This window comes from Desulfovibrio oxyclinae DSM 11498 (genome assembly GCF_000375485.1).
GTDB lineage: Bacteria > Desulfobacterota > Desulfovibrionia > Desulfovibrionales > Desulfovibrionaceae > Pseudodesulfovibrio > Pseudodesulfovibrio oxyclinae.
Map to the genome: position 1 here is coordinate 12,463 of NZ_AQXE01000001.1, position 25,506 is coordinate 37,968.

At 61.1% G+C, this 25,506-nt stretch carries 22 protein-coding genes; 15 read left to right on the forward strand and 7 right to left on the reverse strand.

Annotation, left to right across the window (positions count from 1 at the left end; translation table 11 throughout):
- Positions 1–41: 41 nt before the first annotated feature.
- Positions 42–767: a rhomboid family intramembrane serine protease gene (locus B149_RS0100065; protein WP_018123113.1), complete on the reverse strand. Its 726-nt coding sequence runs from the start codon at positions 765–767 to the stop codon at positions 42–44.
- Positions 764–2,419 carry a dephospho-CoA kinase gene (locus B149_RS0100070; protein ID WP_018123114.1) on the reverse strand — a complete coding sequence of 552 codons (1,656 nt, stop codon included), beginning with the start codon at positions 2,417–2,419 and terminating at the stop codon, positions 764–766. The genes B149_RS0100065 and B149_RS0100070 overlap by 4 nt, the downstream gene beginning before the upstream one ends.
- A gap of 172 nt (positions 2,420–2,591) precedes the next feature.
- Here B149_RS0100070 and upp point away from each other — a divergent pair, with 172 nt between their 5' ends.
- The 8 genes from upp (at position 2,592) to gatA (ending at position 12,722) form a co-directional block, all read left to right on the forward strand.
- A complete protein-coding gene (gene upp, locus B149_RS0100075; RefSeq protein WP_018123115.1) occupies positions 2,592–3,218 on the forward strand; it encodes a uracil phosphoribosyltransferase in 627 nt (208 codons plus the stop codon).
- An 82-nt stretch (positions 3,219–3,300) separates the two neighbouring features.
- Positions 3,301–4,584 carry a uracil-xanthine permease family protein gene (locus tag B149_RS16005; RefSeq protein WP_018123116.1) on the forward strand — a complete coding sequence of 428 codons (1,284 nt, stop codon included), beginning with the start codon at positions 3,301–3,303 and terminating at the stop codon, positions 4,582–4,584.
- 192 nt (positions 4,585–4,776) lie between these two features.
- Positions 4,777–5,958 carry a mechanosensitive ion channel family protein gene (locus B149_RS16010; RefSeq protein WP_018123117.1) on the forward strand — a complete coding sequence of 394 codons (1,182 nt, stop codon included), beginning with the start codon at positions 4,777–4,779 and terminating at the stop codon, positions 5,956–5,958.
- A 181-nt stretch (positions 5,959–6,139) separates the two neighbouring features.
- Complete coding sequence (gene grpE, locus B149_RS0100090; protein WP_018123118.1) at positions 6,140–6,748, forward strand: nucleotide exchange factor GrpE; 609 nt, start codon at positions 6,140–6,142, stop codon at positions 6,746–6,748.
- A gap of 112 nt (positions 6,749–6,860) precedes the next feature.
- The gene (dnaK, locus tag B149_RS0100095) at positions 6,861–8,786 is read left to right on the forward strand and encodes a molecular chaperone DnaK (RefSeq protein WP_018123119.1); all 1,926 of its coding nucleotides are present in this window, start codon (positions 6,861–6,863) and stop codon (positions 8,784–8,786) included.
- A gap of 100 nt (positions 8,787–8,886) precedes the next feature.
- On the forward strand, positions 8,887–10,914 hold the full coding sequence (locus tag B149_RS0100105; protein WP_040372077.1) for a tetratricopeptide repeat protein: 2,028 nt from the start codon (positions 8,887–8,889) through the stop codon (positions 10,912–10,914).
- 31 nt (positions 10,915–10,945) lie between these two features.
- Positions 10,946–11,230, forward strand: a complete 285-nt coding sequence (gene gatC / locus B149_RS0100110) for an Asp-tRNA(Asn)/Glu-tRNA(Gln) amidotransferase subunit GatC (protein ID WP_018123122.1) — start codon at positions 10,946–10,948, stop codon at positions 11,228–11,230.
- Positions 11,231–11,249: 19 nt separating this feature from the next.
- On the forward strand, positions 11,250–12,722 hold the full coding sequence (gene gatA, locus B149_RS0100115) for an Asp-tRNA(Asn)/Glu-tRNA(Gln) amidotransferase subunit GatA (protein ID WP_018123123.1): 1,473 nt from the start codon (positions 11,250–11,252) through the stop codon (positions 12,720–12,722).
- 414 nt (positions 12,723–13,136) lie between these two features.
- On the opposite strand, the gene B149_RS0100120 is transcribed toward gatA, so the two are convergent.
- Both B149_RS0100120 and ispG read right to left on the reverse strand, forming a co-directional pair.
- On the reverse strand, positions 13,137–14,876 hold the full coding sequence (locus tag B149_RS0100120) for a proline--tRNA ligase (RefSeq protein WP_018123124.1): 1,740 nt from the start codon (positions 14,874–14,876) through the stop codon (positions 13,137–13,139).
- The gene (gene ispG / locus B149_RS0100125; RefSeq protein WP_018123125.1) at positions 14,877–15,950 is read right to left on the reverse strand and encodes a flavodoxin-dependent (E)-4-hydroxy-3-methylbut-2-enyl-diphosphate synthase; all 1,074 of its coding nucleotides are present in this window, start codon (positions 15,948–15,950) and stop codon (positions 14,877–14,879) included.
- A gap of 203 nt (positions 15,951–16,153) precedes the next feature.
- Here ispG and xseA point away from each other — a divergent pair, with 203 nt between their 5' ends.
- The 5 genes from xseA to dxs all read left to right on the forward strand — a co-directional run bounded on the left by xseA (position 16,154) and on the right by dxs (position 21,687).
- A complete protein-coding gene (xseA, locus tag B149_RS0100130) occupies positions 16,154–17,566 on the forward strand; it encodes an exodeoxyribonuclease VII large subunit (RefSeq protein ID WP_018123126.1) in 1,413 nt (470 codons plus the stop codon).
- A gap of 9 nt (positions 17,567–17,575) precedes the next feature.
- Complete coding sequence (locus tag B149_RS0100135) at positions 17,576–18,529, forward strand: M23 family metallopeptidase (RefSeq protein WP_026167355.1); 954 nt, start codon at positions 17,576–17,578, stop codon at positions 18,527–18,529.
- 104 nt (positions 18,530–18,633) lie between these two features.
- On the forward strand, positions 18,634–18,867 hold the full coding sequence (xseB, locus tag B149_RS0100140; RefSeq protein ID WP_018123128.1) for an exodeoxyribonuclease VII small subunit: 234 nt from the start codon (positions 18,634–18,636) through the stop codon (positions 18,865–18,867).
- Positions 18,867–19,763: a polyprenyl synthetase family protein gene (locus tag B149_RS0100145; protein WP_018123129.1), complete on the forward strand. Its 897-nt coding sequence runs from the start codon at positions 18,867–18,869 to the stop codon at positions 19,761–19,763. Before xseB ends, B149_RS0100145 begins: the two co-directional genes overlap by 1 nt.
- A gap of 22 nt (positions 19,764–19,785) precedes the next feature.
- Positions 19,786–21,687 carry a 1-deoxy-D-xylulose-5-phosphate synthase gene (gene dxs / locus B149_RS0100150; protein ID WP_026167356.1) on the forward strand — a complete coding sequence of 634 codons (1,902 nt, stop codon included), beginning with the start codon at positions 19,786–19,788 and terminating at the stop codon, positions 21,685–21,687.
- Here dxs and B149_RS16015 read toward each other — a convergent pair.
- Positions 21,684–22,130, reverse strand: a complete 447-nt coding sequence (locus tag B149_RS16015) for a DUF1499 domain-containing protein (RefSeq protein ID WP_018123131.1) — start codon at positions 22,128–22,130, stop codon at positions 21,684–21,686. The genes dxs and B149_RS16015 overlap by 4 nt on opposite strands.
- A gap of 89 nt (positions 22,131–22,219) precedes the next feature.
- Here B149_RS16015 and B149_RS0100160 point away from each other — a divergent pair, with 89 nt between their 5' ends.
- Positions 22,220–22,705 carry a YchJ family protein gene (locus tag B149_RS0100160; RefSeq protein ID WP_018123132.1) on the forward strand — a complete coding sequence of 162 codons (486 nt, stop codon included), beginning with the start codon at positions 22,220–22,222 and terminating at the stop codon, positions 22,703–22,705.
- Positions 22,706–22,779: 74 nt separating this feature from the next.
- Here the strand turns inward: B149_RS0100160 and B149_RS0100165 are convergent, their stop codons facing one another.
- Positions 22,780–23,010: a cold shock domain-containing protein gene (locus B149_RS0100165; RefSeq protein WP_018123133.1), complete on the reverse strand. Its 231-nt coding sequence runs from the start codon at positions 23,008–23,010 to the stop codon at positions 22,780–22,782.
- Positions 23,011–23,079: 69 nt separating this feature from the next.
- Positions 23,080–24,576: an ATP-binding cassette domain-containing protein gene (locus B149_RS16020; protein ID WP_169332888.1), complete on the reverse strand. Its 1,497-nt coding sequence runs from the start codon at positions 24,574–24,576 to the stop codon at positions 23,080–23,082.
- Between B149_RS16020 and B149_RS0100175 the strand changes: the two genes are divergently transcribed.
- Positions 24,533–25,501 (forward strand): DUF362 domain-containing protein, encoded by a 969-nt coding sequence (locus B149_RS0100175; protein ID WP_245533177.1) that lies wholly within the window; start codon positions 24,533–24,535, stop codon positions 25,499–25,501. The two genes, B149_RS16020 and B149_RS0100175, sit on opposite strands and share 44 nt — an antisense overlap.
- Positions 25,502–25,506 lie beyond the last annotated feature (5 nt).

Sequence of the window (25,506 nt, forward strand, 5' to 3'; positions counted from 1 at the left end):
TTCCGGGCCTTTTTTATTTGGATCCTGAAATCGCTGGATGATCAGTCTTTAGGCAGTTCTTCGTAGTCCTTGGTTTCGGGATTGTAGCAGTAGTAGCAGCGGTCCTTTCGCTGGAAAAAACGAATGAGCACCATCCCGGCGAAGAAACCGCCGATGTGCGCCCACCATGCCACGCTCTGCGTTTTGCCCGCGGCCTCTACCACGCCGGAAACGAGCTGCACCAGCAGCCACGCGGCCAAAAAAAGAATGGCCGGGAATCGGAAGAAGAGGGGGATGATGAAAACCGGGACCAGCGTCAGCACCTGTCCGTGGGGGTAGAGCACCATATAGGCTCCCATGATGCCCGCCACCGCGCCCGATGCGCCGATGATGGACGTGGTGGAGCCCGGCTCCGTAAGAATCTGCACGGACACGGCGGTGAGTCCGCAGATAACGTAGAAGGCCAGCAGCCCCACGTGTCCGGTCACGTCCTCGATGTTGTCCCCGAAAATCCAGAGCATCCACATGTTCATGATGACGTGCAGCCAGCCGCTGTGCAGGAACATGTAGGAGAGCATGGGCAGGGTGCTGTCCGGGTAGCCCGCCCAGGTGGCCCATTCCGGCGAAAGGAACCGTGCGGGAACCACCCCGAACAGGTGCATGAAGTTGAAAAACTCATTCCCCTGCAGGCTGCGCGTGTAGAGAAAGGCGATGGCGTTCAGCGCAATGATCACCAGCACGCTGATGGGCGGATGCACCCTTGGCACGTTGTCCCGGATGGGGATCATCGGTCCTCCTCACCGAACCGGTGGGCCAGCTCGGGCCAGAGGGAAGCCAGTCGCTCACCGACAGCAGCGAGTGTTTCGCGTCGTCGTCGGGTCAGGTCGTTCAGGAACGATTCCACGCTCTGCTGCATTCCTTCCGGCGTACCGGGGTTGTTTACCACCATGTCGCATGCTTCAAGCTTGTCCTGTTCCGGCCACTGCCACGAGTCGAACGTGGCGAGCATCTCGGATGAGAGCCCGCGTTCCTTGCGAAATCGGCCCGTTCGCACGGATTGGTCGCAGTGAACGCACACGCTGAGGTCAACGAGCCCGTTGCGGTGCCAGCCGGACTCCAGCAGAAGCGGAATTTCCGCAAAAGCAAAGGCCGCGTCGGCGTGCCTGCGGAAAAACTCGCGGCAGTCGTGACGAACCATGGGGTGTACCATTTCCATTACTTCCCGGCGTAGGGCATCGGATTCCAGCATGGCTCGAAACAGCGTCTGCTTGTCAACGGAACCATCGGGGGCGGTGTAGCGTCCGCCGAAGCGGCCCCTGATCATTTCCGCGCCGTCGCCGCCGGATGCATAGAGCTTCGCCACGCTTTCGTCGGCGGAGAAGACTGGATGTCCCGCTTCGTGGAGCAGACGGGAGAAATATGATTTGCCGCTGCCGGGCATGCCTGTGATTCCCACTTTGGTGGCGCGGTCGTTGAGGGTTGTGAGCAGAGTGATGAAATCTTTGTGCGGCGGAATGGAAAAGCGCATCCGCTCGCCCGTGTCCGGGTGGTCGATGCAGAGGTGAAAGGCGTGGAGCATCTGCCGTCCGGCTTCCGGATAACCTCGCGCGTCCCAGTCGGCCTGATGCCGTGAACCGTAAGTGCGGTCACCCACCAGCGGATGCCCGATGTGTGCCATGTGAACGCGGATCTGGTGGGTGCGTCCGGTGTGGATGCGCACCAGAACCAGTGAGGCGGAACCGTCCGGGCTCGTTTCCAGAACCTCGTAGTCGCTTCTGGCGTCGCGACCGCCCTTGTCCACCACGGCCATCTTCGTCTTCTGTGACGGATGTCGACCCATGGGCGCGTCGATTTCACCGGTAGAAGGGGAGGGTACTCCGTGCACGATTGCCAGATAGTGCTTGGCAGTGCGGCGTTCGGCAAAATCCTCGGCAAGTTTCAGGCGAGCGGCCTCGTTTCTGGCCACGGCCATGACGCCGGAGGTGTCCTTGTCCAGCCGGTGCACGATGCCCGGGCGCAGGCCATCCATGCCCGAGATGTCCGGTTTCATGTCGGGAAAGCGGGCGAGCAGCCGGTTGACGAGGGTGTCGTCCGGCTCGCCGGGGGCAGGGTGCACTGTGAGTCCGGCAGGTTTGTCCACCACCACGAGGTGAGGGTCTTCATGTATAATATCGAGCGGTCCTGCCTGCGGTTCGGCGCGTTCGGCGTCCTCGGCGGTTTCCGGCGGGGTGAGGCAAAGAAGCTCATCGCCTTCGAGTTTGAGTTTGCCCTTGGTGACGGTACGGCCATCCACGGTGGCACAGCCGGATTCGATCCAGCCGCGTACCCGGCCGCGGGAAACGCCCTGTTTTTCAAGCTCTCTTGCCCAGAACCGGTCCAACCGGGTGCCTTTATCGGCAATGGTGGCGCGGCGTTGGTGGCTGTTTTCGTTCTTTTCCATTATTCCGGGTATATACGTTTGTGTCCGCGAAGTAAACGGACTTTGTTCTTGACATGTCCGGGGGGAATCACTAACCCCTTGACCCGGCCGTTTTCTTCCGCTTACAACAAGAAAATTTGGTTGATGACGAGCCCTTCTTTTTTATCAACCCAAAGCCTCAAGGAGGAGGACCTTGGCGGTACATGTCGTCGAGCATCCGCTCATCAAGCACAAGATCGGCCTGCTTCGCAAGGACGAGATCAGCACCAGCCGCTTTCGCGCGCTGGCTACCGAGATTTCCCGTCTGTTGACCTACGAAGCCACCAAGGACCTTGAGACGGAGAAAGTCACCGTCAAGGGTTGGGCCGGAGACGTCGAGGTTGATTCCATCAAAGGCAAGAAGGTCACCGTTGTCCCCATCCTGCGTGCGGGATTGGGCATGATGGACGGCGTTCTGGACATGGTTCCCGGAGCCAAGGTTTCCGTCGTCGGTTTTTACCGTAACGAGGAAACCCTGCAGCCGGTCGAATACTACGTCAAGCTCGCCAACAAGATGGAAGAGCGTATCGCGCTGATTCTCGATCCGATGCTCGCCACCGGCGGCACGCTCGAGGCTACCATCCAGACCCTCAAGGACAAGGGGTGTACCCGTATCCGCGGCCTGTTCCTTGTCTGCGCTCCCGAAGGGATCAAGCGCATTGAGGAGAAGCATCCCGACGTGGACATATACACGGCGGCCATCGATGACCGACTCAACGACGTCGGTTACATCCTTCCCGGCCTCGGTGATGCCGGGGACAAGATATTCGGCACCAAATAGCCAATTCAAGGGTTCGCAACCGCGGGCCCTTTTTTTTGGGGGAGTGTTTAACCGTTTTCCATTCTGAGGAGGAAATCCTACAATGAGTGTTCATTCCACGCAGTACACATTCAGGCTCAAAGACGCGTTCCTCGGGGCGCAGATGCTCTTTGTGGCCTTCGGCGCGCTGGTTCTCGTGCCGCTGCTCACCGGCCTGAATCCCAACGTGGCCCTGTTCACGGCCGGGCTGGGAACCCTGGCCTTCCAGATCATCACCAGAGGTCGCATCCCGGTGTTTCTGGCTTCGTCCTTCGCCTTCATCGCGCCTATCATCTATGGCGTGGAGACCTGGGGCATCCCCGCGACCCTGTCCGGCCTCGCCGCAGCGGGCGTGTTCTACATCATCCTGAGTTTTCTCATTCGCATCTTCGGCGTCGAGGCGTTGCGTCGGGTGCTGCCGCCCGTGGTCACCGGCCCGGTGATCATGGTTATCGGACTCGTGCTGGCTCCTGTTGCCGTGTCCATGGCGCTCGGCAAGACCGGCGACGGTTCCGCGGTGCTCGTGGTCGAATGGAAGGCGCTCATCATCTCCCTCAGCGCCCTGTGCACGACCATCCTCGTCTCCCTTCTCGGACGCGGCTGGTTCAAGCTCATACCCATTCTCTGCGGCATCACCGTCGGATATCTGTCCTCCCTCTTTCTCGGAGTGGTTGACTTCTCCCCCATTTCCGAAGCCGCATGGTTCGCGGTTCCCAGCTTCGTGATGCCCGAGTTCAGCTGGAAGGCCATCATGTTCATCGTGCCCGTGGCCATCGCGCCCGCCATCGAACACTTTGGCGACGTGCTTGCCATCGGCTGCGTCACCGGCCGCGATTACGTGAAGGATCCGGGCGTGCACCGTACCATGCTGGGCGACGGCGTGGCCACCTCCATCGCTTCCGTACTCGGCGGACCGCCGAACACTACGTACTCCGAAGTCTCCGGCGCCGTGGCGCTGACCAAGGTCTTCAACCCGGCCATCATGACCTGGGCCGCCATCGCGGCCATCCTGCTGGCCTTCGTGTCCAAGCTCGGCGCATTCCTGTCCACCATTCCGGTCCCGGTCATGGGCGGCATCATGGTGCTGCTGTTCGGCGCCATCATGGTCGTGGGCATGAACACGCTGGTCAAGGCGGGGCACGACCTGCTCGAACCGCGCAACCTTGCCATCGTGGCGGTCATTGTCATCTTCGGCGTGGGCGGCATGTCCCTGCCGTTCGGCGGTGAGTTCCGTCTCGGCGGCATCGGCCTTGCCGGTGTGGTCGGCGTGATCCTGAACCTTGTCCTGCCGTGCAAGGACTGCAGCGAGCCTCTTCCCGCAGAAAAGGAAGAATGCAAGACCGAATAATTCGGCCTGCCATTGACGACATTCATACCGCCGGAGCGTAGGTTCCGGCGGTATTTTTATTGGTTTGTCCTGCTGCCTCTGGTATGGATGCCTTTGGAAACGGACCACGGCCACAGTGTAGGTCGTGATCCATAATTGCTCGTAATACTGACTGAAACGACTCTGCTCAAATATATCGACATGGAGGACTTCATGCCCCAAGCTTCTGCGAACGCCACTGGAGAGAACCTGGAAGTGGTCGGCGATTTCACTCGTTGGATCATAGATGTCTGGCACAACGGGTTCGAGGGACTTTCGGCGCAGGATTCGCTGATGGCGCTCGGCATATTTCTGTTCTCGGTTCTGTTTCGCGGCCCGCTCTCCAGACTGCTGCTCGGCAGAATCCAGAACATTCTGGCACGTCTTTTCAAAGCCAATCCGGAGACCATCAACCGCGGATTGAGCGGCCCCATGTCACTGCTGCCGGTTATTCTCGGCTTTTTCATCGCGGTGCAGATCGTGGACTTCAGCGACCGGGCCACGTTTTTTCTGGACAAGCTGACGCGCACGCTGCTGGTCATTTTTGTTTTTTCTTCGCTTTCGGGCATGTCCTCGCAGATTCCGAGGCTGCTGACTCGCCGCAGAGGAACACAGGTGTCGGAATTGGTCTCCGAGTGGGGGACCAAGGGGCTGCGCGTTTCCGTCTGGATCGTGGCCGGAGCGGCCGTCATGCAGATGTGGGGCATCGCCGTTGGTCCGGTCATTGCCGGTCTCGGACTGTTCTCCGTGGCGGTCGGTCTCGGTGCGCAGGACCTGTTCAAGAATCTCATAGCCGGCATGACCGTCGTCACCGAGCGTCGCTACAACATCGGCGACTGGGTCAAGGTCGAGGGCGTGGTCGAAGGCACCGTGGAGCAGATGGGTTTTCGTTCCACCATGGTCCGTCGGTTCGACCTCTGTCCGGTGCATGTGCCCAATACGTACTTCTCGGAAAAACCCATGATCAACTTTTCCAAGATGAAGTACCGTCGCATTTACTGGGTCATCGGCGTTACCTACGATACAACCGTGGACCAGCTCCGCCAGGTGCGCAAGGGCATCGAAGATTACATCCTTGGCAGCGATGACTTCGCCAGCCCATCCGATGCTTCCACGTTCGTACGCATCAACGAATTCTCCGATTCCTCCATAGACATTCTTGTTTACTGTTTCACCCGCACCACGAACTGGGGCGAATGGCTTCGGATCAAGGAAGAACTGGCCTGTCACGTCAAGAAGATGGTTGAGGAAGCGGGGACTTCGTTCGCCTTCCCGAGCACCTCGGTCTATCTCGAAAGCGTCCCGGACGGGCAGCCCGAACGCTTCGTGCAGCCTGCGGACGAGGAATCCGTCTGACCTGTTCAAGGCTTTCCGCTGGCATGATTCATGTCCGGTGCGGCATGGGGGATTTTTGCAGCTGGAAAAACTGAATGCTTTCTGCCGGGTAACCGTTGACAAGTTTTCAGCGGTGCTTAGTTGTCCTTCTGATGCCGCCCGAAGCGGCTGGTATTGAAATCACACCGAGGAACTGACTGATATGGCTAAAAAGGATAACGGACACGACATTCCCGTGAACGGTCACGAAGCCGAAGAGGCCGAAGAAGCCGTGAAAAATGCGGAAACGACCGAGGAACAGGGCGAGGCTCAGGAGCTTTCCCTTTCCGAGGAAGAGCTCAAGCAGCTTTGCAGAGAGCACGTTTGTTCGTGCTGCGACGTGATGAAGGAGGCCGAGAACGAGCGGCTTCGCGCTCTGGCTGATACGGAAAACGTCAAGAAGCGTCTGCAGCGCGAAGCCGAAGACATGAAGCGCTACGCCGCGGACTCCGTGCTGAACGACATGCTCCCCGTGCTGGACAATCTTGATCTGGCGCTGGCCCACACCGACGGGCTGGATGACGCCTGCAAGAATTTCGTCATGGGCGTGGACATGACGCGAAAAAGTTTTCTGGACGCCCTGAAGAATCATGGTGTCGAGCGTCTTGATGCCGCGCAGGGGCAGGAGTTCGATCCCGAATTCATGGAGGCCGTCGGCATGGCCGAAAACCCCGAACTGCCCGATGGCGGCGTGGTTCAGGTGGTGCAGGCCGGATACCGTCTCAAGGGTCGCCTGCTGCGTCCGACCAAGGTAATGGTCAACAAGCTGTAGGAAAAAATCACCGCCGGGGACTTTACAAGCTCTTCGGCGTGCTTAGATGTACAGCAACGTCTCGTTCAAGACACTTAGCGAAATTAAAATAGATTTTTGAGGAGGACACGCGATGGGTAAGATCATCGGAATCGACCTGGGTACCACCAACTCCTGCGTCTACGTCATGGAAGGCAAGGACCCGAAATGCATCAGCAACCCCGAAGGCGGACGGACCACCCCGTCCATTGTAGCCTTTACCGACAAGGAACGTCTGGTGGGCGAAATCGCCAAGCGCCAGGCGGTTACCAACCCCGAGAAAACCGTCTACGCCATCAAGCGCCTCATGGGCCGCGACATGGAAGCCGGCGAGGTTGCCAAGTGGAAGGATCATTGCCCCTACGCCATCGTTCCGGGCAACAACAATGACGCCTGGGTGGAAGTCGGCGGCAAGAAGTACTCTCCGCCGGAAGTCTCCGCCATGATCCTTCAGAAGCTCAAGAAGGACGCCGAGTCCTACCTCGGTGAAGAAGTGACCGAAGCGGTCATCACCGTCCCGGCATATTTCAACGACTCGCAGCGTCAGGCCACCAAGGACGCGGGCAAGATCGCCGGGCTTGAAGTCAAGCGTATCATCAACGAGCCCACCGCAGCGTCTCTGGCCTACGGCTTCGACAAGAAGGCCAACGAAAAGATCGCGGTCTTCGACCTCGGCGGCGGTACCTTCGACGTTTCCATCCTCGAAGTCGGCGACAACGTCGTGGAAGTTCGCTCCACCAACGGCGACACCTTCCTCGGCGGCGAAGACTTTGACCAGCGCGTCATTGAGTACCTTGTCGAAGAATTCAAGAAGGAAAACGGCATCGACCTTTCTCAGGACCGCATGGCCCTGCAGCGTCTCAAGGAAGCTGGCGAGAAGGCCAAGAAGGAACTGAGTTCCTCCATGGAAACCGAGGTCAACCTGCCGTTCATCACCGCCGACCAGAACGGTCCGAAGCACATGATGATCAAGATCGGCCGCGGCAAGCTCGAAGCGCTGGTTTCCGACCTTGTGGACCGCACCGTGGCACCGTGCAAGAAGGCTCTTGAAGACGCCGAACTCAAGGCTTCCGATATCGACGAAGTCATTCTTGTCGGCGGCATGACCCGTATGCCTCTGGTGCAGGAAAAGGTTAAGGAATTCTTCGGCAAGGAGCCCAACCGTTCCGTGAACCCGGACGAAGTGGTTGCCATGGGCGCAGCCATTCAGGGCGGCATCTTCGCGGGCGACGTCAAGGACGTGCTTCTGCTCGACGTCACCCCGCTGTCCCTCGGCATCGAAACCATGGGCGGCGTGATGACCAAGCTCATTGAGCGCAACACCACGATTCCGGCCAAGAAATCTCAGGTGTTCACCACCGCGGCCGATAACCAGCCGTCCGTGTCCATCCGCGTCTTCCAGGGCGAACGCCCCATGACGCAGGACAACATGCTGCTGGGTAACTTCGAACTGACCGGACTGCCCCCGGCACCGCGCGGCGTGCCCCAGATCGAGGTCGCATTCGACATCGACGCCAACGGCATCGTGAACGTGTCCGCCAAGGACATGGGCACCGGCAAGGAACAGTCCATCCAGATCACCGCTTCCTCCGGACTGAGCGAAGACGAGATCGACCGCATGGTCAAGGATGCCGAGTCCCACGCCGAAGACGATAAGAAGAAGCAGGAACTGATCGAGACCCGCAACCAGGCGGACACGCTGATCTACACCACCGAGAAGTCCCTGCGCGACCTTGGAGACAAGGTTGACGCCGAACTCAAGGCCGACATTGAATCCAAGGTCGAGGCCCTGAAGAAGGCCGTGGAGGGCGACGACGTGGAAGCCATCAAGTCTGCCACCGAAGACCTGTCTGCCTCTTCTCACAAGCTCGCCGAGCAGCTGTACGCTCACCAGAACGAACAGCAGGCCGGTGACGCCGGAGCCGCAGGAGCCGCAGGTGCGGCCGGTGCCGACGCCGAAGCGTCTTCCTCCAACGATGACGACGACGTGGTTGACGCCGACTACACTGAAGTCAAGTAGGGCACCTCTTGCCTTACGGCTTCAAGCACAGTATGACATTACCCGGCCCGCATCAGCGGGCCGGGTTTTTTCTTTGCAAGAATCAAACGGGAAGTCCGTCATGATACGTCTACGTGCTACATCCTTTTCGAGACTCGCTGTCTTCGGAATCCTCGCCCTGATGCTCACCGCAATGGGTTGCTCCACCGCAATGTCCCCGAGACCGGACGCCAGGAGCGTGGGCATGATGTCCACGCCGTCACTGCTGGCCGAGGCAGACAAGGTCTGGAATCAGGATGACTACCCCGCCGCGGAGCTGTATTATTCCAAGGCGCTTGAGCGATCCGATCTTTCACAGGCCGTTCGGGCCGAAGCCCTCAGCCGTCTCGGCCAGGCCGCCTATCATAACGGGCATTACCGGCAGGCACGGGAAGCTTTGGAAAAGGCCGCCAACCTCGACCTCGGCGCGCTCTCCGACAGCGGCTGGGAGTTGGCCTACCTCGGCACCCTCAAGGAAACCGGCAACACCGAGCGGCTCAAGAATCACCTCAAGTGGACCCTAGAACAGAAGGCCCTTCCATGGCCGGTGCGGCAGGATGTGGCCGTCTGGTATTCCGGATACTTTGCGGACAAGGGCGACGACCAGCGCGCTCTGGAAGTACTGGCTGGTTTCTACAAGCAGGCCCAGTCCGACGCCGACAGGGCGGCCTTTGAGCGCACTCTGCGCAACGCCACCAAGAATTGGGAAGAGGGCCGGCTCGACGATCTCGCCAAGGTCGCCACGCCCGCCGATCAGCTGCGTTTCCCTTACGCCCTCGTGGCGTTCGAACGAGCCCGCCGCATGGCGGACGACCAGAACCTCTGGCCGCATGCGTGGCGCACCATGCGCGCCGTGGCCAACTCCCCGGAGCTGGTGGACCGCACGTCCCTCGGCGAACTGCTCGCCTCCTATGAAAAGGATTTCGGCATTCCGCGCGTCGGGCTGGTCATCGCGGTTCCACTTACCGGTCCCTACGGACAGGTGGGAGCCTCCATCGTCCGTGGCGTGGGTGTCGCTCAGTGGCAGCTTGCCAACACCGGCGACGATGTGGACGTGCGCGTGCTGAACACCGCCAATCCCGGCTGGGTCAAACGTCTTGAACAGCTTCCGGAAAGCTACTCCGTTGTAGGTGGCCCCCTCCGGGGATCCGAGTTCAAACGTCTTGAAGAAGGCCTGCCCGGACGCCGAATCATCGATACCCGCGCCGTCTTCGGCTTCATGCCCGGCCTCGGCGAAGCGGAAGAGGGCGATGACGCGTGGCGCTTCTTCGCCAGCCGTGAGGACGAGGTGAAAAGCCTTGTCCAGATGGCGGCGGGTGAGCTCGGCATCAAAGACTTTGCCGTCCTTTATCCGCGCGAAGACTTCGGGCGGGCTATGGCCAAGATTTTCTACAAGGAAGCCACGCCGCTTGGCGTACATATCCGCGGCATGGAGTCTTACGACCCGAAGGATCTGCCGAGCTGGAACAACAGCATAGCCGAGCTGCTCGACGTCCCTGACGACTTCAGCGAAAACAAGGAAGCGCCGCTTCCGCTGCCGGATTTCGGGGCCGTCTTCGTTCCCGACGGCTGGCGACAGGCCCAGAACCTGCTCCCGAACTTCTTCTTCTATGAAGGCGAGCAGCTGATCTACCTCGGCCCCAGCCTCTGGAGCCGCGCACTCGATCGCGCCAAGAACATCGACGAGCATTACTACCGACTCGCCGTCTGTCCCGGCGCGTGGTGGAAGGGCAGTTCCGGAGCCAGGAATCTTCAGGACGCCCTGCGTCACGAAGGGCTTGGGCGCGCCGATTACTGGGTGGCCCTCGGATACGACTTCACCCGTTTTGCCGCCCGCATGGGCGTGCTTCCGGCGGGTTTCGATGCCGAAGACGTGAACGAACGCCTCGCTTCGGCGGCCGCCATGGATTTCAGCATGGCTCCCATCAGCTGGAACGAGGAAGGCGTGGCCTCGCAGGAACTGTATCTCTTCAGTCCGCGCTCCCATGGCAAGAATCTTGCCGATCCGCAGAAGCTCAAGGCAGGCGTCAAGCGCGCCACCGAACGCCGCCTGCACCGCGCGGAAGTCTACAAGGAACGCATGAAAGAAAAGGCAGAGGGCGAACAGTAGCCCCGTTGCAATCGCAAGGAGACCTCAAGATATGAAGATTAGCCCGGAAGAAGTCGCAAAGGTCGCCTCTCTGGCGCGGCTGGAACTCGGCCCGGAAAAGATAGAGGAATTTACCAGCCAGCTCGGCGATATCCTCGAACATATGGACAAGCTCGGCGAACTGGATACCGAAGGCGTGGAGCCCATGTTTTCCCCGGTGGAGCAGGTGAGCGTCACCCGCGAAGACAAGGTCCGTAAGGAACACACCCGCGAAGAGGTGCTCTCCAACGCCCCCGAGACCGACGGCAAGTTCTTCATCGTCCCCCGCATCGTCTAGCACAGGAATCAGCACAACCATGTCCGAACTTCATTACAAGACGCTGAGCGAAACCGCCGCCATGCTTCAGGCGGGAGAAATCACTGCCGAACAGGCTGTTCAGGCCTGCCTCGACCGCATCGAAGCCACCGAGCCCTCGGTCAAGGCGCTCATCTCCGTGCAGGGCGAGCAGGCCCTTGCCAAAGCCCGCGAACTCGACGGTCAGGGGCCGGATCCGGCAAAGCCGCTCTGGGGCGTGCCCATGGTCCTCAAGGATCTGCTCACCACCAAGGGCGTCACCACCACCTGCGCCTCGAAGTTCCTCGAAAACTTCGTGCCCTTCTACGACGCAACCGTGGTCGAAAAGCTCGACGCGGCGGGAGCCATCTGCATTGCCAAGGCGAACATGGACGAATTCGCTATGGGCTCCTCCACCGAGAACTCCGCATATTTCAAGACCGCCAACCCATGGGACCTCGAACGCGTCCCCGGTGGTTCCTCCGGCGGATCCGGCGCTACCGTGGCAGCGGGGCAGTGCGCCGCCGCCCTCGGCACCGACACAGGCGGCTCCATCCGCCTGCCCGCCAGCTTCTGCGGCGTGACCGGCCTCAAGCCTACCTACGGCCGAGTCTCGCGCTATGGCATGGTAGCCTTTGGTTCATCCCTCGATCAGATCGGCCCCATGGCTCGCAGTGTCGAAGACTGTGCCCGCGTCCTGCAGGTCATCGCCGGACATGATCCCAAGGACTCCACCAGCGTGGACTGCGAAGTGCCCGACTATCTCGCAGGACTTGACCGCAAAGACCTCTCCGGTCTGACCATCGGCCTGCCCGAACAGTATTGGCCCGACCCGGACAAGGAAGGCGGCCTGTCCCCCGAAGTTGAACAGGCCTGCCGCAACGCCGTCGCCAAGATGGAAGAACTCGGCGCCAAGACAGTCCCCGTACAACTCGGCCTGACCGATTACGCCATCGCGACCTACTACATCATCGCCATGGCAGAAGCGTCCTCCAACCTCTCGCGCTTTGACGGCATCCGCTACGGCAAGCGCGCCGAAAACGCCGAAGAGCTCATTGATCTTTATACCAAAAGCCGCACCCAAGGCTTCGGCGACGAAGTGCAGCGCCGCATCATCATAGGATCCTACGTCCTCTCCGCAGGCTACTACGACGCCTACTACGGAAAGGCCGCCAAGGTCCGCCGCCTCATCCGCCGCAACTTCGACAAGGCCTTCGAATCCTGCGATCTCATCGCCGGCCCCGTCTGCCCGACCACGGCTTTCAAATCCGGCGAAAAAGCCGATCCGCTGCAGATGTATCTCATCGACATCTTCACCATCTCCTGCAACCTCGCAGGACTGCCCGGCATGAGCATGCCCGTCGGACTCGGTGCCGACACCAACATGCCCATCGGACTTCAGCTGCTCGGCCCGTCCTTCAGCGAAGACCTTATGCTTTCGGCGGCGAACACCCTTGAAAAGAACCTCCCGCCGATGCCCATCCCGGGGCTGTAGGCGAGAGAGCTATGCATGTTCAAAGGGCGTCCCTGATGGGGCGCTCTTTTTTTGTGGGAAGGGCCTCCGGCGGCTCTCCGAGGGTGCCTTCGGCAGGACCAAAGGGGCGGGCCCCCTTTGGAAACCCTGGCTTGTTTTTGCTCTTGCCGGGAGTACGGTCGCGCTTCGCGACGCCCGCACTCCCGGCAAGAGCAAAAACGGAGTGGGAAACGGCAGGGTAGTGCTGTGGGAATGATGTTTGTTCAGGGTATGTTTTCCGTCCTCCATATTCAGGCCCCCGGCCGGATGTCGCGTTAGCGCATCCGGCCGGGGGCCTGAATATGGAGGACCGCCAAGGGTCCAGGGGGATTATCCCCCTGGCGGGTGCAGGGCAGCGCCCTGCCCGCCGGAGGCAATGCGCGTCAGCGCATCACATTACAATTTGAGGTTCCAGTCCGCCCAGACCTGTTTGCGCCAGTTCTGGAAGGCCTCGGCGAAATTCTCAAGGGGCAGTTCGCCTTTTTCGCCGGTCTTGCGGTTCTTGCATTCGACCACGCCGTTCTTGAGTCCTTTTCCGCCGAGCGTCAGCTGGATGGGGTAGCCGATGAGGTCGGCGTCGGCGAACTTGACTCCGGGGCGGTCCTTGCGGTCGTCGAGGGCGGCGTCCACGCCGAGGGACTTGAGTTCGGCATAGAGTTCCTCGGCCTTGGCGTTGACGGCTTCGTCCTTGCCGCCGAGGGAGATGATCGCGGCTTCGAAGGGCGCGATGGTCGGGGGAAAGACGCAGCCGCTTTCGTCGTGGTTCTGCTCGATGGCGGAGGCGACGATTCGGGAAACGCCGATTCCGTAGCAGCCCATGACGAGGTGCTTTTCCTTGCCGTTCTCGTCGAGGAACTTGGCGTCCATTTTTTCGGAATATTTGAGTCCGAGCTTGAAGACGTGTCCGACTTCGATGCCCTTGGTGAACTCGATGGCCTGTCCGCATTCGGGGCAGGGGTCGGTTTCTTCGATCATGCGCAGATCAACGAATTCGGTGACGTTGCAGTCGCGGCCGAGGGACAGGTGCTTGACGTGGGTGTCGGCGTCATTGCCGCCGGCGATCCAGTCGGTGTCCTGACAGAGTTCGAGGTCTGCGTAGACGGGCACGTCTTCGGGGAGTGAGTGCGGGCCTGCGAAGCCGACGGGTGCGCCGGTGAGTTTGCGCACGAGCTTTTCGTCGGCGAAATCCACGTCGTTGCCGCCGGTGGCGTTGCGCAGTTTGACGTCGTTGAGTTCGCGGTCGCCGCGTACGAGGGCGGCCACAGGTTTTTCGTCCACCACGAGCAGCAGCGTCTTGACCACCTTGGAAGCGTCGGTGCCGAGGAATTCACAGACTTCGACCACGGTGTGCTTGCCGGGGGTGGCGACCTTTTCGAGCGCGGGAATGTCCTCGTCGCAGCGGCAGGTGCCGTTGGGGGCGTTGACCTTGGCTTTTTCAAGGTTGGCGGCAAAGTCGCAGGACTTGCAGGATGCGATGGTGTCCTCGCCGGTCTCTGCCAGCACCATGAATTCGTGGGAGAAGTCGCCGCCGATGGCGCCGGAGTCTGCCTGTACCGGCTTGAAGCGCAGGCCGATGCGGGCAAATGCCTTCTTGTATGCCTCGAACATGTTCCAGTAGGAGGCTTCGGCGCCGGCTTCGTCCTTGTCGAATGAGTAGGCGTCCTTCATCATGAACTCGCGCCCGCGCATGAGGCCGAAGCGCGGACGAATTTCATCACGGAATTTGGTCTGTATCTGATACAGGTTGATCGGCAGCTGCTTGTAGGAGCGGATTTCGCCGCGCACGAGGTCGGTGATGACTTCCTCGTGGGTCGGGCCGAGGCAGTAATCGCGGCCGTGGCGGTCGTTGAAGCGCAGCAGTTCCTTGCCGTAGTAGTCCCAGCGGCCGGTCTCCTGCCAGAGGTCGGCGGGCTGGACCATGGGCAGGAGCACTTCCATGGCTCCGGCGTTGTCCATTTCCTCGCGAACGATGGCGGCGACCTTGTTCAGGGCGCGAAGGCCCAGCGGCAGATAGTTGTAGATGCCGCTGGTGAGCTTGCGGATCATTCCGGCGCGGATGAGCAGCTTGTGGGAGACCACCTCGGCTTCCGAGGGGGCTTCCTTGAGGGTCGGGATATAATAGTTGGAAAGCTTCATTTAGCCTTTTCTCCTTTCTTCCAGGAATGATTCGATTTCTTTCATGAATTCGGGCAGCAGGTTCTCGTCGCCCCTGACCTTGCGCACCACCTCGCCCTTGCGGAAGATGATGCCGAGGCCACGTCCGCCGGCGATACCGATGTCGGCTTCGCGCGCTTCGCCCGGCCCGTTGACCACGCAGCCCATGACGGCGACGGTGAAATCTTCCTCGACGGTCTTCAGGGCGTCTTCCACTTTTTCGGCCAGTCCGATGAGGTCGATGTTGGTCCGTCCGCAGGTGGGGCAGGAGATGATCTCGGGACCGCGTCTGCGGAGTTCGAGGGAGCGCAGTATCTCCCATGCCACGCCTACTTCGGCCACGGGGTCGTGGGTCAGGCTGACGCGCAGGGTGTCGCCGAGCCCCTGCCAGAGCAGGATGCCCAGTCCCACCGAGGACTTGACCGCGCCCCGCACGAGGGTTCCGGCTTCGGTGATGCCGATGTGCAGGGGGTAGTCGGTCTTTTCTGCCAGCAGGGAGTATGCAGCGATGGTGTTGAGTACGGACGAGGATTTCAGGGAAATCTTGGTGTCGTGAAAGCCGCGTTTTTCAAGCAGGGCCACGTGTTCCAGTGCGCTTTCGACCATGGCCTCGGGCGTGGGGCCGCCGTACTTGGCGAGTAGTTTCTTGTCCACGGAGCCACTGTTGACGCCGATGCGAATCGGCGCGCTGCGGTCCTTGGCGGCGTCCACCACCGCATCCACCTTGTCGGCGCTGCCGATGTTTCCGGGGTTGATGCGAAGCGCGTCTATCCCGGCATCCAGCGCCGCAAGGGCCAGACGATGGTCGAAATGGATGTCCGCAACCAGCGGCACGGGCGACTGCGACTTGATCTGCGCAAGCACCGCCGCGGCCTTGTCATCCGGCACGGCGAGCCGGACGATTTCACACCCGGCGTCCGCCAGTGCGAGAATCTGGCTCACCGTGGCGATCGCGTCGCGCGTGTCGGTGTTGGTCATGCTCTGCACGCGTACGGGATTGTCCCCGCCGATGCCCACGCCGCCGATATCTATGGCTCTCGTCCTGTTACGCTTCATAAGGACGGGGACAATACCCCAAAACGCCCCGCAAGCCAAGAGCGGGAAGCGGTTCCGGGATTTTCAGGGTGCGGCGGAAAGGGGCGTTGCAGCGAGCTGGCAAAGGGGTTGTCGATAATCACGAAAAGCGGACTCCCTTTCGCTTGCCTCACCGTGGCGGGAACCTGTATTCAGGGGATTGAATCAATCGGGAGAAACACGCTTTGTCAGCCATATTATCCGTTTCCGAACTCACCCGCGCGGTCAAGGACCTGCTTGAGGCCGAATTCCCCTTCGTCTGGGTGCGCGGCCAGATCACCAATCTCGGGCGGCCCGCCAGCGGGCATCTCTACTTTTCCCTCACCGATGGCGACTCATTGGTTAACGTGGTCTGGTTCAAGGGCGCCCAGCGCAGCGCGGAACCGGTCAGCAGAGGAGGCGAGGCCGTGAATCCCCTCACCGGCGAGGTGGAGGAGGAAAAGCCGCAAAGCCTGGCCGATGCGTTGGAGGACGGCATGGAGGTGCTCTGTGCCGGACGGCTCAACGTGTACGAGCCGCGCGGCCAGTATCAGCTGGTGGCCGAACTGGTGCAGGAGCAGGGCGTTGGCGATTTGCGCATGGCCTTTGAAGCCATGAAGCGCAAGCTGGCGGCCAAGGGATATTTCGAGGAAGACCGCAAAATGCAGATTCCGCGGGAGCCTGCTCGGGTTGCCGTGGTCACCTCGCCCACTGGTGCGGCAATTCGCGATTTTCTGCGCATTGCATCCACACGCGGAGTGGGCAGTGAAATTCGAATTCAGCCCACTGCTGTGCAGGGCGAGGCCGCGCCGGAGCAGATAGCGGCGGCGCTGGACGCCGTGGGCGACGAGGGTTGGGCGGACGTGGTGGTGCTCATCCGTGGCGGCGGTTCGCTGGAAGACCTGTGGGCCTTCAACACCGAGGTGGTGGGCGAGGCCATCTACCGTTCGCGCATTCCGGTTGTATGCGGGGTGGGGCACGAGCCGGACGTGAGCATCGCGGATTACGTTGCCGATCTGCGGGTGGCGACGCCGTCCCATGCCGCTCAGGTCATCTGGAAGGATCGTGACACCATGCTTCAGGAGGTGGACCGGCTTGAAATGGACCTGACGCGCGCCTACCTCAAGACACTGGACGGGCACGAGCACGAATTGAAGCAGCTCCGGCGTGCGTTGGCGTGGCTGTCTCCCGTGCGACGCCTGGATCGCAGCACCGAGCAGGTCCGTTCGCTGGCTCTGCGGCTTGAGCGACTGGGCCGGGCGCACTATGAGTCCCGCCGGGAGCAGGCCGCACGCTGGACCGGACGGTTGACAAGGGCGTTCGGCACCGCCGACGTGGAGCGCGCCGTCGGGACGCTTCAGGACTATGCCGAGCGTATGCGCGACGCATCCCTGAGGCGCGTGGAGGACCGGGGTCGCGAGCTGGAGCTTGCCAAGGCCAATCTGGCGGGGCTGGATCCGGAGGCGCCCTTGCAGCGTGGCTACAGCCTGATCCGCATCGGTGACGACGGGCCGTTTTTGCGCAGCCCGGACGAAGTTGCCGACGGCGACCGTCTGAGCATCCGCGTGCGTGACGGAAACCTTGCCGCAAGGGTTGAGAAGGAAGGCCCGGAAGGGTAAGGTCTGCGCATGCAAGGATATAAACGATTTTTCATAATTGCGGCTATGTTGCTCCTGCCCGTGCTCGCGCATGCGCAGAGCGTGGGGCTTCAGGACGGAGACGAGGCCGGTTTCGAAAACGCCACGGCCTCTGAGCCCGAAGCGGAACTCGTGCTGGCTCATCCGGAAACCGTGGCACTGGGCGATCCGTTCGCGGTGCGCCTGACCTCGACCGTCCCGCTGGAGGATGTGTCGATTCACTGGGACGGCCGCAACATCGCGCCATCCATTTCCGTATGGAACGACAAGCACGTTGCGCTGGTCATGCTCGGAACCGACGTGCTCAACGCCAAACCGGGCGAGAAGAGTCTCGTGGTCACGGCTTCGGCTGGCGACGCGTCTCGGGAATTCAAGGAAACGGTCACTATCAAGGACCGCAAGTTTCCTAGACAGGACCTGAAACTGCCGCCCAAGATGGTCACCCCGCCCAAGGAAGTGCTGGATCGCATCGCCCGGGAACGCAAGGTCATCGCCAAGGCCCGCGACCATTACAGCGCCGAGCGTCACTGGACACTGCCGTTCTACCGCCCGGTGCGCGGCGAGGTCTCCAGCGATTACGGTCTCCAGCGGTTCCTCAACGGCAAACCGCGCAATCCACATCGCGGAATGGATTTCCGTTCGCCCATGAAGAATCCCATCAAGAGCGTGGCCGACGGCGTGGTCACCCTTGTGGATGATCATTACTATGCGGGAAAATCCGTCTATGTGGATCACGGCAACGGGGTGGTGAGCATGTATTTCCACCTTTCCGAGCCCACCGTGAAGGAAGGTGACAGCGTCGAACGCGGGCAGACCGTGGGCCTTACCGGCGCCACCGGACGCGTTACGGGGCCGCATCTGCACATGTCCATCGCCGTGCAGGGACGGCTGGTGAATCCGGCTCCGCTGTTCAAGACGAGCGCGGACGATCTGCTCAAACAATAGGTTTTGCCACGGGCCGTTTCCTCATGTGGAGGCGGCCCGCATCATGTCAAATATACCGGCCCGGACCGGCGACAAGGCGACGCGCGTCGCTGGAGGCGCACAGTATGTCTGAACCGACTTTTGAAAAGAAACTGGAACGGCTTCGCGAGATCGTGGAGCGCCTTGAGCGCGGCGAACTGCCCCTTGAAGAGGGCGTCTCCCTTTACAAGGAAGGCCTTGAACTCGCCAAGGGATGCGGCGGCCACCTGGAAAAGGCGCGTCATGAGGTCAAGATCGTCAGCGAGGGGCTGGTCAAGGAATTCGAGGCGCTGGATGCGCCACTGGAGGAGGAAGACTAGTGTCCGTCAAAGACGAACTCATGCGGCGTGCCGCCGAAGTGGAAACCTTTCTTGAAGGCTGCCTGAAGGACCGGGATATCCCGGATTCGCTGCGCGAAGCCATGGAATACAGTCTGCTTGCGGGCGGCAAGCGTCTGCGGCCGGTGCTGGTCCTTTCGTGGTGCGGGATGCTCGGCGGCGAGCCGGACAGGGCCATGCCGTTTGCCGCGAGTCTCGAATGCATCCATACCTACTCGCTGGTGCACGACGATCTGCCCGCCATGGATGATGACGATCTCCGGCGCGGCAAGCCCTCGAATCACAAGAAATTCGGCGAGGCCGAGGCCATCCTCGCGGGTGACGGATTGCTTACCGAAGCCTTCACGCTCATGACCGAAAGCGCGCTGGAGAAAGGGCTTCCCGCCTGTGACGTGCTGCGGGCCGTGAACGTGCTGGCGCGTTCCGCCGGAGCCGGTGGCATGGTCGGCGGCCAGTCGGTGGACATGGCCCAGACCGGCCGGGCGGGGCAGGTCCCGCTGGAAGAGCTTCAGGCCATGCATGCCATGAAGACCGGCGCGCTCATCACGGCCGCGTGCGAATGCGGCGCGATTCTCTCCGGCAGGGGCGAAACGCACGAGCTGGCCGCGCGGGCCTTCGGCAAGGCCGTGGGCGTGGCTTTTCAGATCGTGGATGACGTGTTGGACGTGGTGGGCGACGAGAAGACCCTCGGCAAGCCCGTGGGCAGCGATGAAGGGGCCGGAAAGAGTACCTATCCGTCGCTTGTGGGGCTGGAGCGGAGCATGGAGCTGGCCCGGGCCCACGTGGACGGCGCGCTGAAGCATCTTGAGCCGTATGAGGGCGCTGATGCGGAATTCCTCGGGGAACTGGCTCGTTACATTGTGGACAGAGTTCAATGATTGGACTATGGTCTCTGCGCTCATGACCAAGGAAGAAAAGACCAAACCCGCACTATTGCCCAGCATCGAAGGGCCCCGCGATGTCCAGAGGCTGGAGCCGGACGAACTCAAGATTCTGGCAGAAGAGCTTCGGCAGACCATCATTGGACAGGTCTCCGGTGGCGGCGGTCATCTGGCCCCGTCGCTCGGCGTGATCGAGCTGACGCTTGCCCTGTTCCGCGCCTTCGACTTCGAGCGTGACCGCATCGTCTGGGACGTGGGGCATCAGGCCTACGCCCACAAACTGCTTACCGGACGCTATTCGCGCTTCGATACCCTTCGCCGCAAGGATGGACTCAGCGGCTTCCCCCGCATGGAGGAAAGCCCTTACGACCATTTCGGTGTCGGGCATTCGTCCACGTCCATATCCGCCGCGCTCGGCATGGCCATGGCCCGTGACCTGAAGGGCGAGAACCACGAGGTGGTCTCGGTCATCGGCGACGGCTCCATGACAGCAGGGCTGGCCTATGAGGGACTCAATCAGGCTGGCGGAATGGGCCGCAAGATGGTCGTGGTGCTCAACGACAACGAGATGTCCATCTCCAGAAACGTGGGCGCCCTGTCCTCCTTCCTGAGCAGGAAACTGAGCACGCCGCTGCTGCAGCGCTTCAAGGACGAAGTGGAGCAGTGGGTGAGCGGTGTTCCCAAGTTCGGCGACGAGCTGGCCATGTACGTCAAACGCTCCGGCGACTCCCTCAAGACGTTCTTCACTCCGGGGATGCTCTTCGAGGCGTTTCGTTTCACTTATGTCGGCCCCATCAACGGGCACGACATGGGCGAGATGGTCAAGGTCTTCGAACAGGTCAAACGCATCGACAAGCCGGTGTTGGTCCACGTCCTCACCAAGAAGGGCAAGGGCTACGAACCAGCCGAGAACAATCCGACATATTTCCATGGCGTGGGGCGCTTCGAGCCGGAAACCGGCTTGGCGCGCAAGTTCTCCGGCCCCGGTCTGCCGTCCTACACGGAAATTTTCGGCGACATGCTGTGCCGTCTGGCAGACAAGGACGAGCGCATCATGGCCATCACCGCCGCCATGCCCGAGGGCACCGGCACGGACTGCTTCCGCAAGAAGCATCCCGAGCGGTTCGTGGATGTGGGCATCTGCGAACAGCACGCCGTTACCTTTGCCGCGGGACTCGCCACGCAGGGCTATCGCCCGGCAGTGGCCATCTATTCGACCTTCATGCAACGCTCTTATGATCAGATCGTGCACGACGTCTGCCTGCAGAATCTGGATGTGAAATTCTTCCTTGATCGCGGTGGACTCGTGGGCGAGGACGGGGCCACGCATCATGGCACCTTCGACATGAGCTTTCTGCGGCACATCCCGAACCTCACGCTCATGGCTCCCAAGGACGAAGCGGAACTGGCGCGCATGATGGTCACCGCATTCTCCACCCAGGGTCCGGTTGCGGTCCGTTATCCGCGTGGAACCGGCGTGGGGGCGGAAGTGGAAGACGATCCCAAACCGTTCGAACTCGGCGAAGGCGAAGTGGTTCACGAGGGCGAAGACGCGCTTGTGGTGGCCGTCGGTTCGCGGGTGTATCCAGCCATGGAAGCCGCGATGGAGCTGGAAACCGAGGGACGCGGCGTCACGGTTTTCAACGCACGCTTCATCAAGCCCCTGCCGGAAAAGCAGATCCTTGAGCTGGTCAATCGCTTTGACCGCGTGCTCGTTGTCGAGGAAAACGCCAAGGCCGGCGGGTTCGGTTCCGCCGTGTTGGAACTGATTGCCGACAACGGTCTGCTCGCGGGCAAGAACGTACAGCGTCTGGGCATTCCCGATGAGTTCGTGGAGCACGGCACCCAGAAGGAACTGCGCGCCATGCTCGGCATCGACAAGGTGGGCATCCGAAACGCCGTCAGCGCGCTGTTCGACTAGTCCCCCGGGCCTTTTTCAAACGCCTCCCGTATCTTTTCGACGCGTCTGCGGTTCGCGCCGAGGTCCCAGTATCCCACACGGGACGCTGAACGGACATGTATCGCCTTGTCCTCTTCCTGCAGCAGAAACGACACGTCGTCTACGAAACCGAAAAGTTTCGTTGTAAATTCGGCCTGAAAACCTTCGGGGTTCGATGAGACGATTGTAGCCCCTTCCAATTTTTCCACGATGCGTTTGAGTCGGTTAAGCGCCTCTTCGCCCGACCCTTCGAAGGTCAAGGGGGCGATATGATGGTCCGGATCGCTTTCCAGACTGTTCACGCAGTTGGGTGTATTCGGACACGGATCCAGCGGCGTCTGCTTCACGGGCGATTCTCCGGGGGCGGCCTCGCAACCTGCAAGGGTCAGGACCAAAATGAGGGGAATGATTTTTCGAATGTTCATTTCTCCCCTGTACCATGCCTAGACGGCGAGTTCCATGTTGACACCGCCGATGATTCGTCTACCTTCCGGTTCCACAGGAGGATGTAAAAATGAATCAGTGCCCTTGCGGTTCCGAAAGGAAATACGACGAATGTTGCGGACCCATCATCAGCGGCGAAGCGGCGGCTCCCACTGCCGAAGCCCTGATGCGTTCGCGTTACAGCGCTTATGTTGTCGGCGCCATTGACTATCTCAAGGACAGCCTGGCTCCGGAAAGCCACGGCGATCATGATGAGGAATCGGTCCGCGAGTGGTCCGAATCCGCCGAATGGCTCGGCCTGAGCATCGATGCCACCAGCCTCGGGCTGGAGAGCGATGAGACCGGCGTTGTGGACTTCACTGCCCGTTATCGCCAGAAGGGGCAGAACGTGGAATACCGCGAGCGCAGCACCTTCGAAAAGCGTGACGGAAAATGGCTCTACGTGGACGGCCATGCGCTGCCGCCCGAGACCTATGTGCGCGAGACCCCCAAGGTGGGACGCAACGAGCCGTGCCCCTGCGGGTCCGGCAAGAAGTTCAAGAAGTGCTGCGCCTGATTGGCTTTTGAAACAATGAAAGGCCCGGAATGCTTGTGCGTTCCGGGCCTTTTCCTTTTCAGCTTTGACCGGGATCAGATGATGCTGCCGAAAGGGTTCTCCCCTTTTATGCGGACCTCGGAGGCCTTGGGGGCCGGGCCAGAGTCGTTCAGGGTGAACTCCACTTCCTCACCCGGATGCAGGGTCTGAAAGCCGTTGCGGAATATCTCGGTGTAATGGACGAAAATATCCTCGCCGTCCTCGGCGGTGATGAACCCGAACCCTTCCCGCTCGTTGAACCAGCTGACCTTTCCGGTGCTCCGCATCGCATGACTCCCGTGTGAATTCTTTTTATCCGTTCATAGCACCGTGGCCTGTTCCCGGCAACGTGGTCCCTAACCGGGAGCTTCGGTTATTTCGATGCAGCCGTTCGCCATGTGAAGACGGCGGTTCACGCTCTGCGGAAAGTCTCCTTCATGATGCGAAATAAGGATAACGGGCATCCCGCAACGGATGAGTTGGTCAAGGGTATGCCGCATGGACTGTCGTGATTCCGCGTCCAGCCCGGAGAGCGGTTCGTCCAGAAGCAGCAGCCACGGTTCGCCGGCTATGGCCCGAGTCAGCAGCACGCGCCTGCGCTGGCCGTGGGAGAGTGTCTCCATGCGCCGCTCGGCAAGCTCCGGCAGTCCGGTAAAGGCAAGCAGTTCCCGCGCACGCTCCTGTTGGACCGCGCTTGGGGTTTCGTAAAGCCCGACGGTCCCGAACATACCGGAAAGCACGGTCTCCAGCACCGTGTCGCGGCAGTGCGGCAGGCGGGCGAACAGTCCGTGCATCTCGGGTGAGACAACGGCCATGCGTCTGCGATGCGTCTCCCCTGTGCCGGTGCCGCCGAACCGTTCCACAGTGCCTTCGTCCGCAAAGGGGGCCACGTCGCCGAGTATCAGTTTGAGAAAAGTACTTTTGCCCGCGCCGTTGTCGCCCGATACGGCCCACGCCTCGCCGGGGAGCATGGTGAAGTCGATGGCGTGAAGAATCTTTTGTCCGTGCATGACCACGTCGGCATCCCGGATGCGTACGATGAAGTCCATGAGGGCGGGTTTCGGCAGCAAAGGACAGTGAAGTGTCTCGCCGGAGGCACCCGGTTCAGCGTGCTTGCCGAGATGAACGGTCTGTCGGATGCAGCCGGGGAGGTCCTTCCTGCGGTGTGCCGTGACTACGAGGGTGGCTCTTTCCGCCAGTGTTTCCAGTAGCTCCATCGCAGTTTTCCGGGATGGCGCGTCCAGTCCGTCCATGCACTCATCCAGAAGGATGACGTCTGGTTCCGGCGCACAGGCGCGGGCCATCAGCACACGACGCAACTGACCGGTGGACATGGCGCGGGCAGGGATGTCCGCAAGCTCGGCCGCCCGCATTCTCCTCAAGGCCGTGTCCGCCTTTGCCAGCATTTTCGCGTCGGGCTGCTCGTAAAGCAGCGGCGTATCGAAAAAGCCCGCGAGCACGATTTCCCGGCCAGTGGCCTTGCCCCCGGAGTCTTCGTAAAAGTCCTGCATGTCGCCTGAAACCATGCCGATGCGGTGGCGCAATCCGAGCGGATCATTCTGTACGCCGTTTTCCGTCTCGAAGGTGCGACTGAATTCGTTGTCGGGCGGCATGTCGCCGCGAATGACACGGAGCAGGGTCGTCTTTCCGGCCCCGTTGGGGCCGAGCACAGCGGTATGACTTCCCGGTGTGATGGCGACCGAGGCGTCTTCAAGCAACTTTCTACCTTCGCGGGTGACACTGGCGTTGGATATCGTGATGCGCAACATGCCCGGATGGTTGCGCGAAACGTCCGAGGATGCAAGCAGAATGCGCTTTGCAAAAACCGATCGCGCCCTGTACCTTCGGCTCATGACCGAAACAGTGGCCCTTGCCCGCATCATGGAATACGAATCGCAACTGCTGGACGCGGCGGTTGAACTGCTCATGGACGAAGCCGGATTCCGGCCATCGCGCGGCGAGCGCGTGCTGGTCAAGCCGAATCTGGTCAACTCCACCAACGCGGCCGTGTCCTGCACGCATCCGCTGGTGGTGCGCGCAGCCTGCCGTTTCCTGCTGGATAGGGGCGTGCGCGTCACCGTTGCCGACTCCCCGGCCTTCGGCTCCGCGGCGCAGGTGGCGAAGGCGTCAGGGCTTGTCGAAGCGCTGAAAGCGCTTGGCCTTGAGGTTCGGGGGCTTGCCGCTGCGCAGAAGACCACGCTGCCGTGCGGTGTGGAAATAGGTGTCTCCAGACATGCCTTGGAGGCCGAGGCCATTCTGAACGTGCCGAGACTCAAGGCACACTGCCAGATGCGGGTGACCGGGGCGGTCAAGAACCTGTTCGGCTGCGTGAGCGGCGCGCGAAAGGCGTTGGCGCACAACCGGCTGGGCAATCGTCCGGATCTGTTCGCCGCCATGGTGGTGGACATCTGCGAGCTGGTGCCGCACAGCGTCTCCCTCATGGATGCAGTGCGCCCCATGCATCGAAACGGCCCCGTAAAAGGGGAGGCCTACGAGCTGGGAATGCTCGGAGCTTCCGCATCACCGCACGCCGTGGACGCCATGGTCTATGAAATGCTGAATCTTTCCCCTTCGCAGGTGCCGCTGTGGGCCGAGGCCCTGCGCCGCGATTTGCCCGGTGCGCAGCCCGGCGAGCTGCGGTATCCCCTTGAGCGGCCGCAGAGCTTCGATGTGTCGGGCATGGTCATCCCCGGGAAACTGGAGCCCGTTCGCTTTGATCCGTTCAGGGTTTTCAAGGGCCGTATCAAGAGCCTGAAAAAACGTCTTTGCGGGGATTGAGTTCC

Excerpts from the sequence above, each read along its gene's own strand:
- B149_RS16005 (WP_018123116.1), top strand. The coding sequence starts at position 3,301 with ATGAGTGTTCATTCCACGCAGTACACATTCAGGCTCAAAGACGCGTTC.
- B149_RS0100105 (WP_040372077.1), top strand. The coding sequence starts at position 8,887 with ATGATACGTCTACGTGCTACATCCTTTTCGAGACTCGCTGTCTTCGGA.
- B149_RS0100070 (WP_018123114.1), bottom strand. The coding sequence starts at position 2,419 with ATGGAAAAGAACGAAAACAGCCACCAACGCCGCGCCACCATTGCCGAT.
- B149_RS0100135 (WP_026167355.1), top strand. The coding sequence starts at position 17,576 with ATGCAAGGATATAAACGATTTTTCATAATTGCGGCTATGTTGCTCCTG.
- grpE (WP_018123118.1), top strand. The coding sequence starts at position 6,140 with ATGGCTAAAAAGGATAACGGACACGACATTCCCGTGAACGGTCACGAA.
- B149_RS0100065 (WP_018123113.1), bottom strand. The coding sequence starts at position 767 with ATGATCCCCATCCGGGACAACGTGCCAAGGGTGCATCCGCCCATCAGC.
- B149_RS16010 (WP_018123117.1), top strand. The coding sequence starts at position 4,777 with ATGCCCCAAGCTTCTGCGAACGCCACTGGAGAGAACCTGGAAGTGGTC.
- dxs (WP_026167356.1), top strand. The coding sequence starts at position 19,786 with ATGACCAAGGAAGAAAAGACCAAACCCGCACTATTGCCCAGCATCGAA.
- B149_RS0100160 (WP_018123132.1), top strand. The coding sequence starts at position 22,220 with ATGAATCAGTGCCCTTGCGGTTCCGAAAGGAAATACGACGAATGTTGC.
- gatA (WP_018123123.1), top strand. The coding sequence starts at position 11,250 with ATGTCCGAACTTCATTACAAGACGCTGAGCGAAACCGCCGCCATGCTT.
- xseB (WP_018123128.1), top strand. The coding sequence starts at position 18,634 with ATGTCTGAACCGACTTTTGAAAAGAAACTGGAACGGCTTCGCGAGATC.
- B149_RS16015 (WP_018123131.1), bottom strand. The coding sequence starts at position 22,130 with ATGAACATTCGAAAAATCATTCCCCTCATTTTGGTCCTGACCCTTGCA.
- dnaK (WP_018123119.1), top strand. The coding sequence starts at position 6,861 with ATGGGTAAGATCATCGGAATCGACCTGGGTACCACCAACTCCTGCGTC.
- gatC (WP_018123122.1), top strand. The coding sequence starts at position 10,946 with ATGAAGATTAGCCCGGAAGAAGTCGCAAAGGTCGCCTCTCTGGCGCGG.
- ispG (WP_018123125.1), bottom strand. The coding sequence starts at position 15,950 with ATGAAGCGTAACAGGACGAGAGCCATAGATATCGGCGGCGTGGGCATC.
- B149_RS0100165 (WP_018123133.1), bottom strand. The coding sequence starts at position 23,010 with ATGCGGAGCACCGGAAAGGTCAGCTGGTTCAACGAGCGGGAAGGGTTC.
- B149_RS16020 (WP_169332888.1), bottom strand. The coding sequence starts at position 24,576 with ATGAGCCGAAGGTACAGGGCGCGATCGGTTTTTGCAAAGCGCATTCTG.
- B149_RS0100175 (WP_245533177.1), top strand. The coding sequence starts at position 24,533 with ATGCGCTTTGCAAAAACCGATCGCGCCCTGTACCTTCGGCTCATGACC.
- B149_RS0100120 (WP_018123124.1), bottom strand. The coding sequence starts at position 14,876 with ATGAAGCTTTCCAACTATTATATCCCGACCCTCAAGGAAGCCCCCTCG.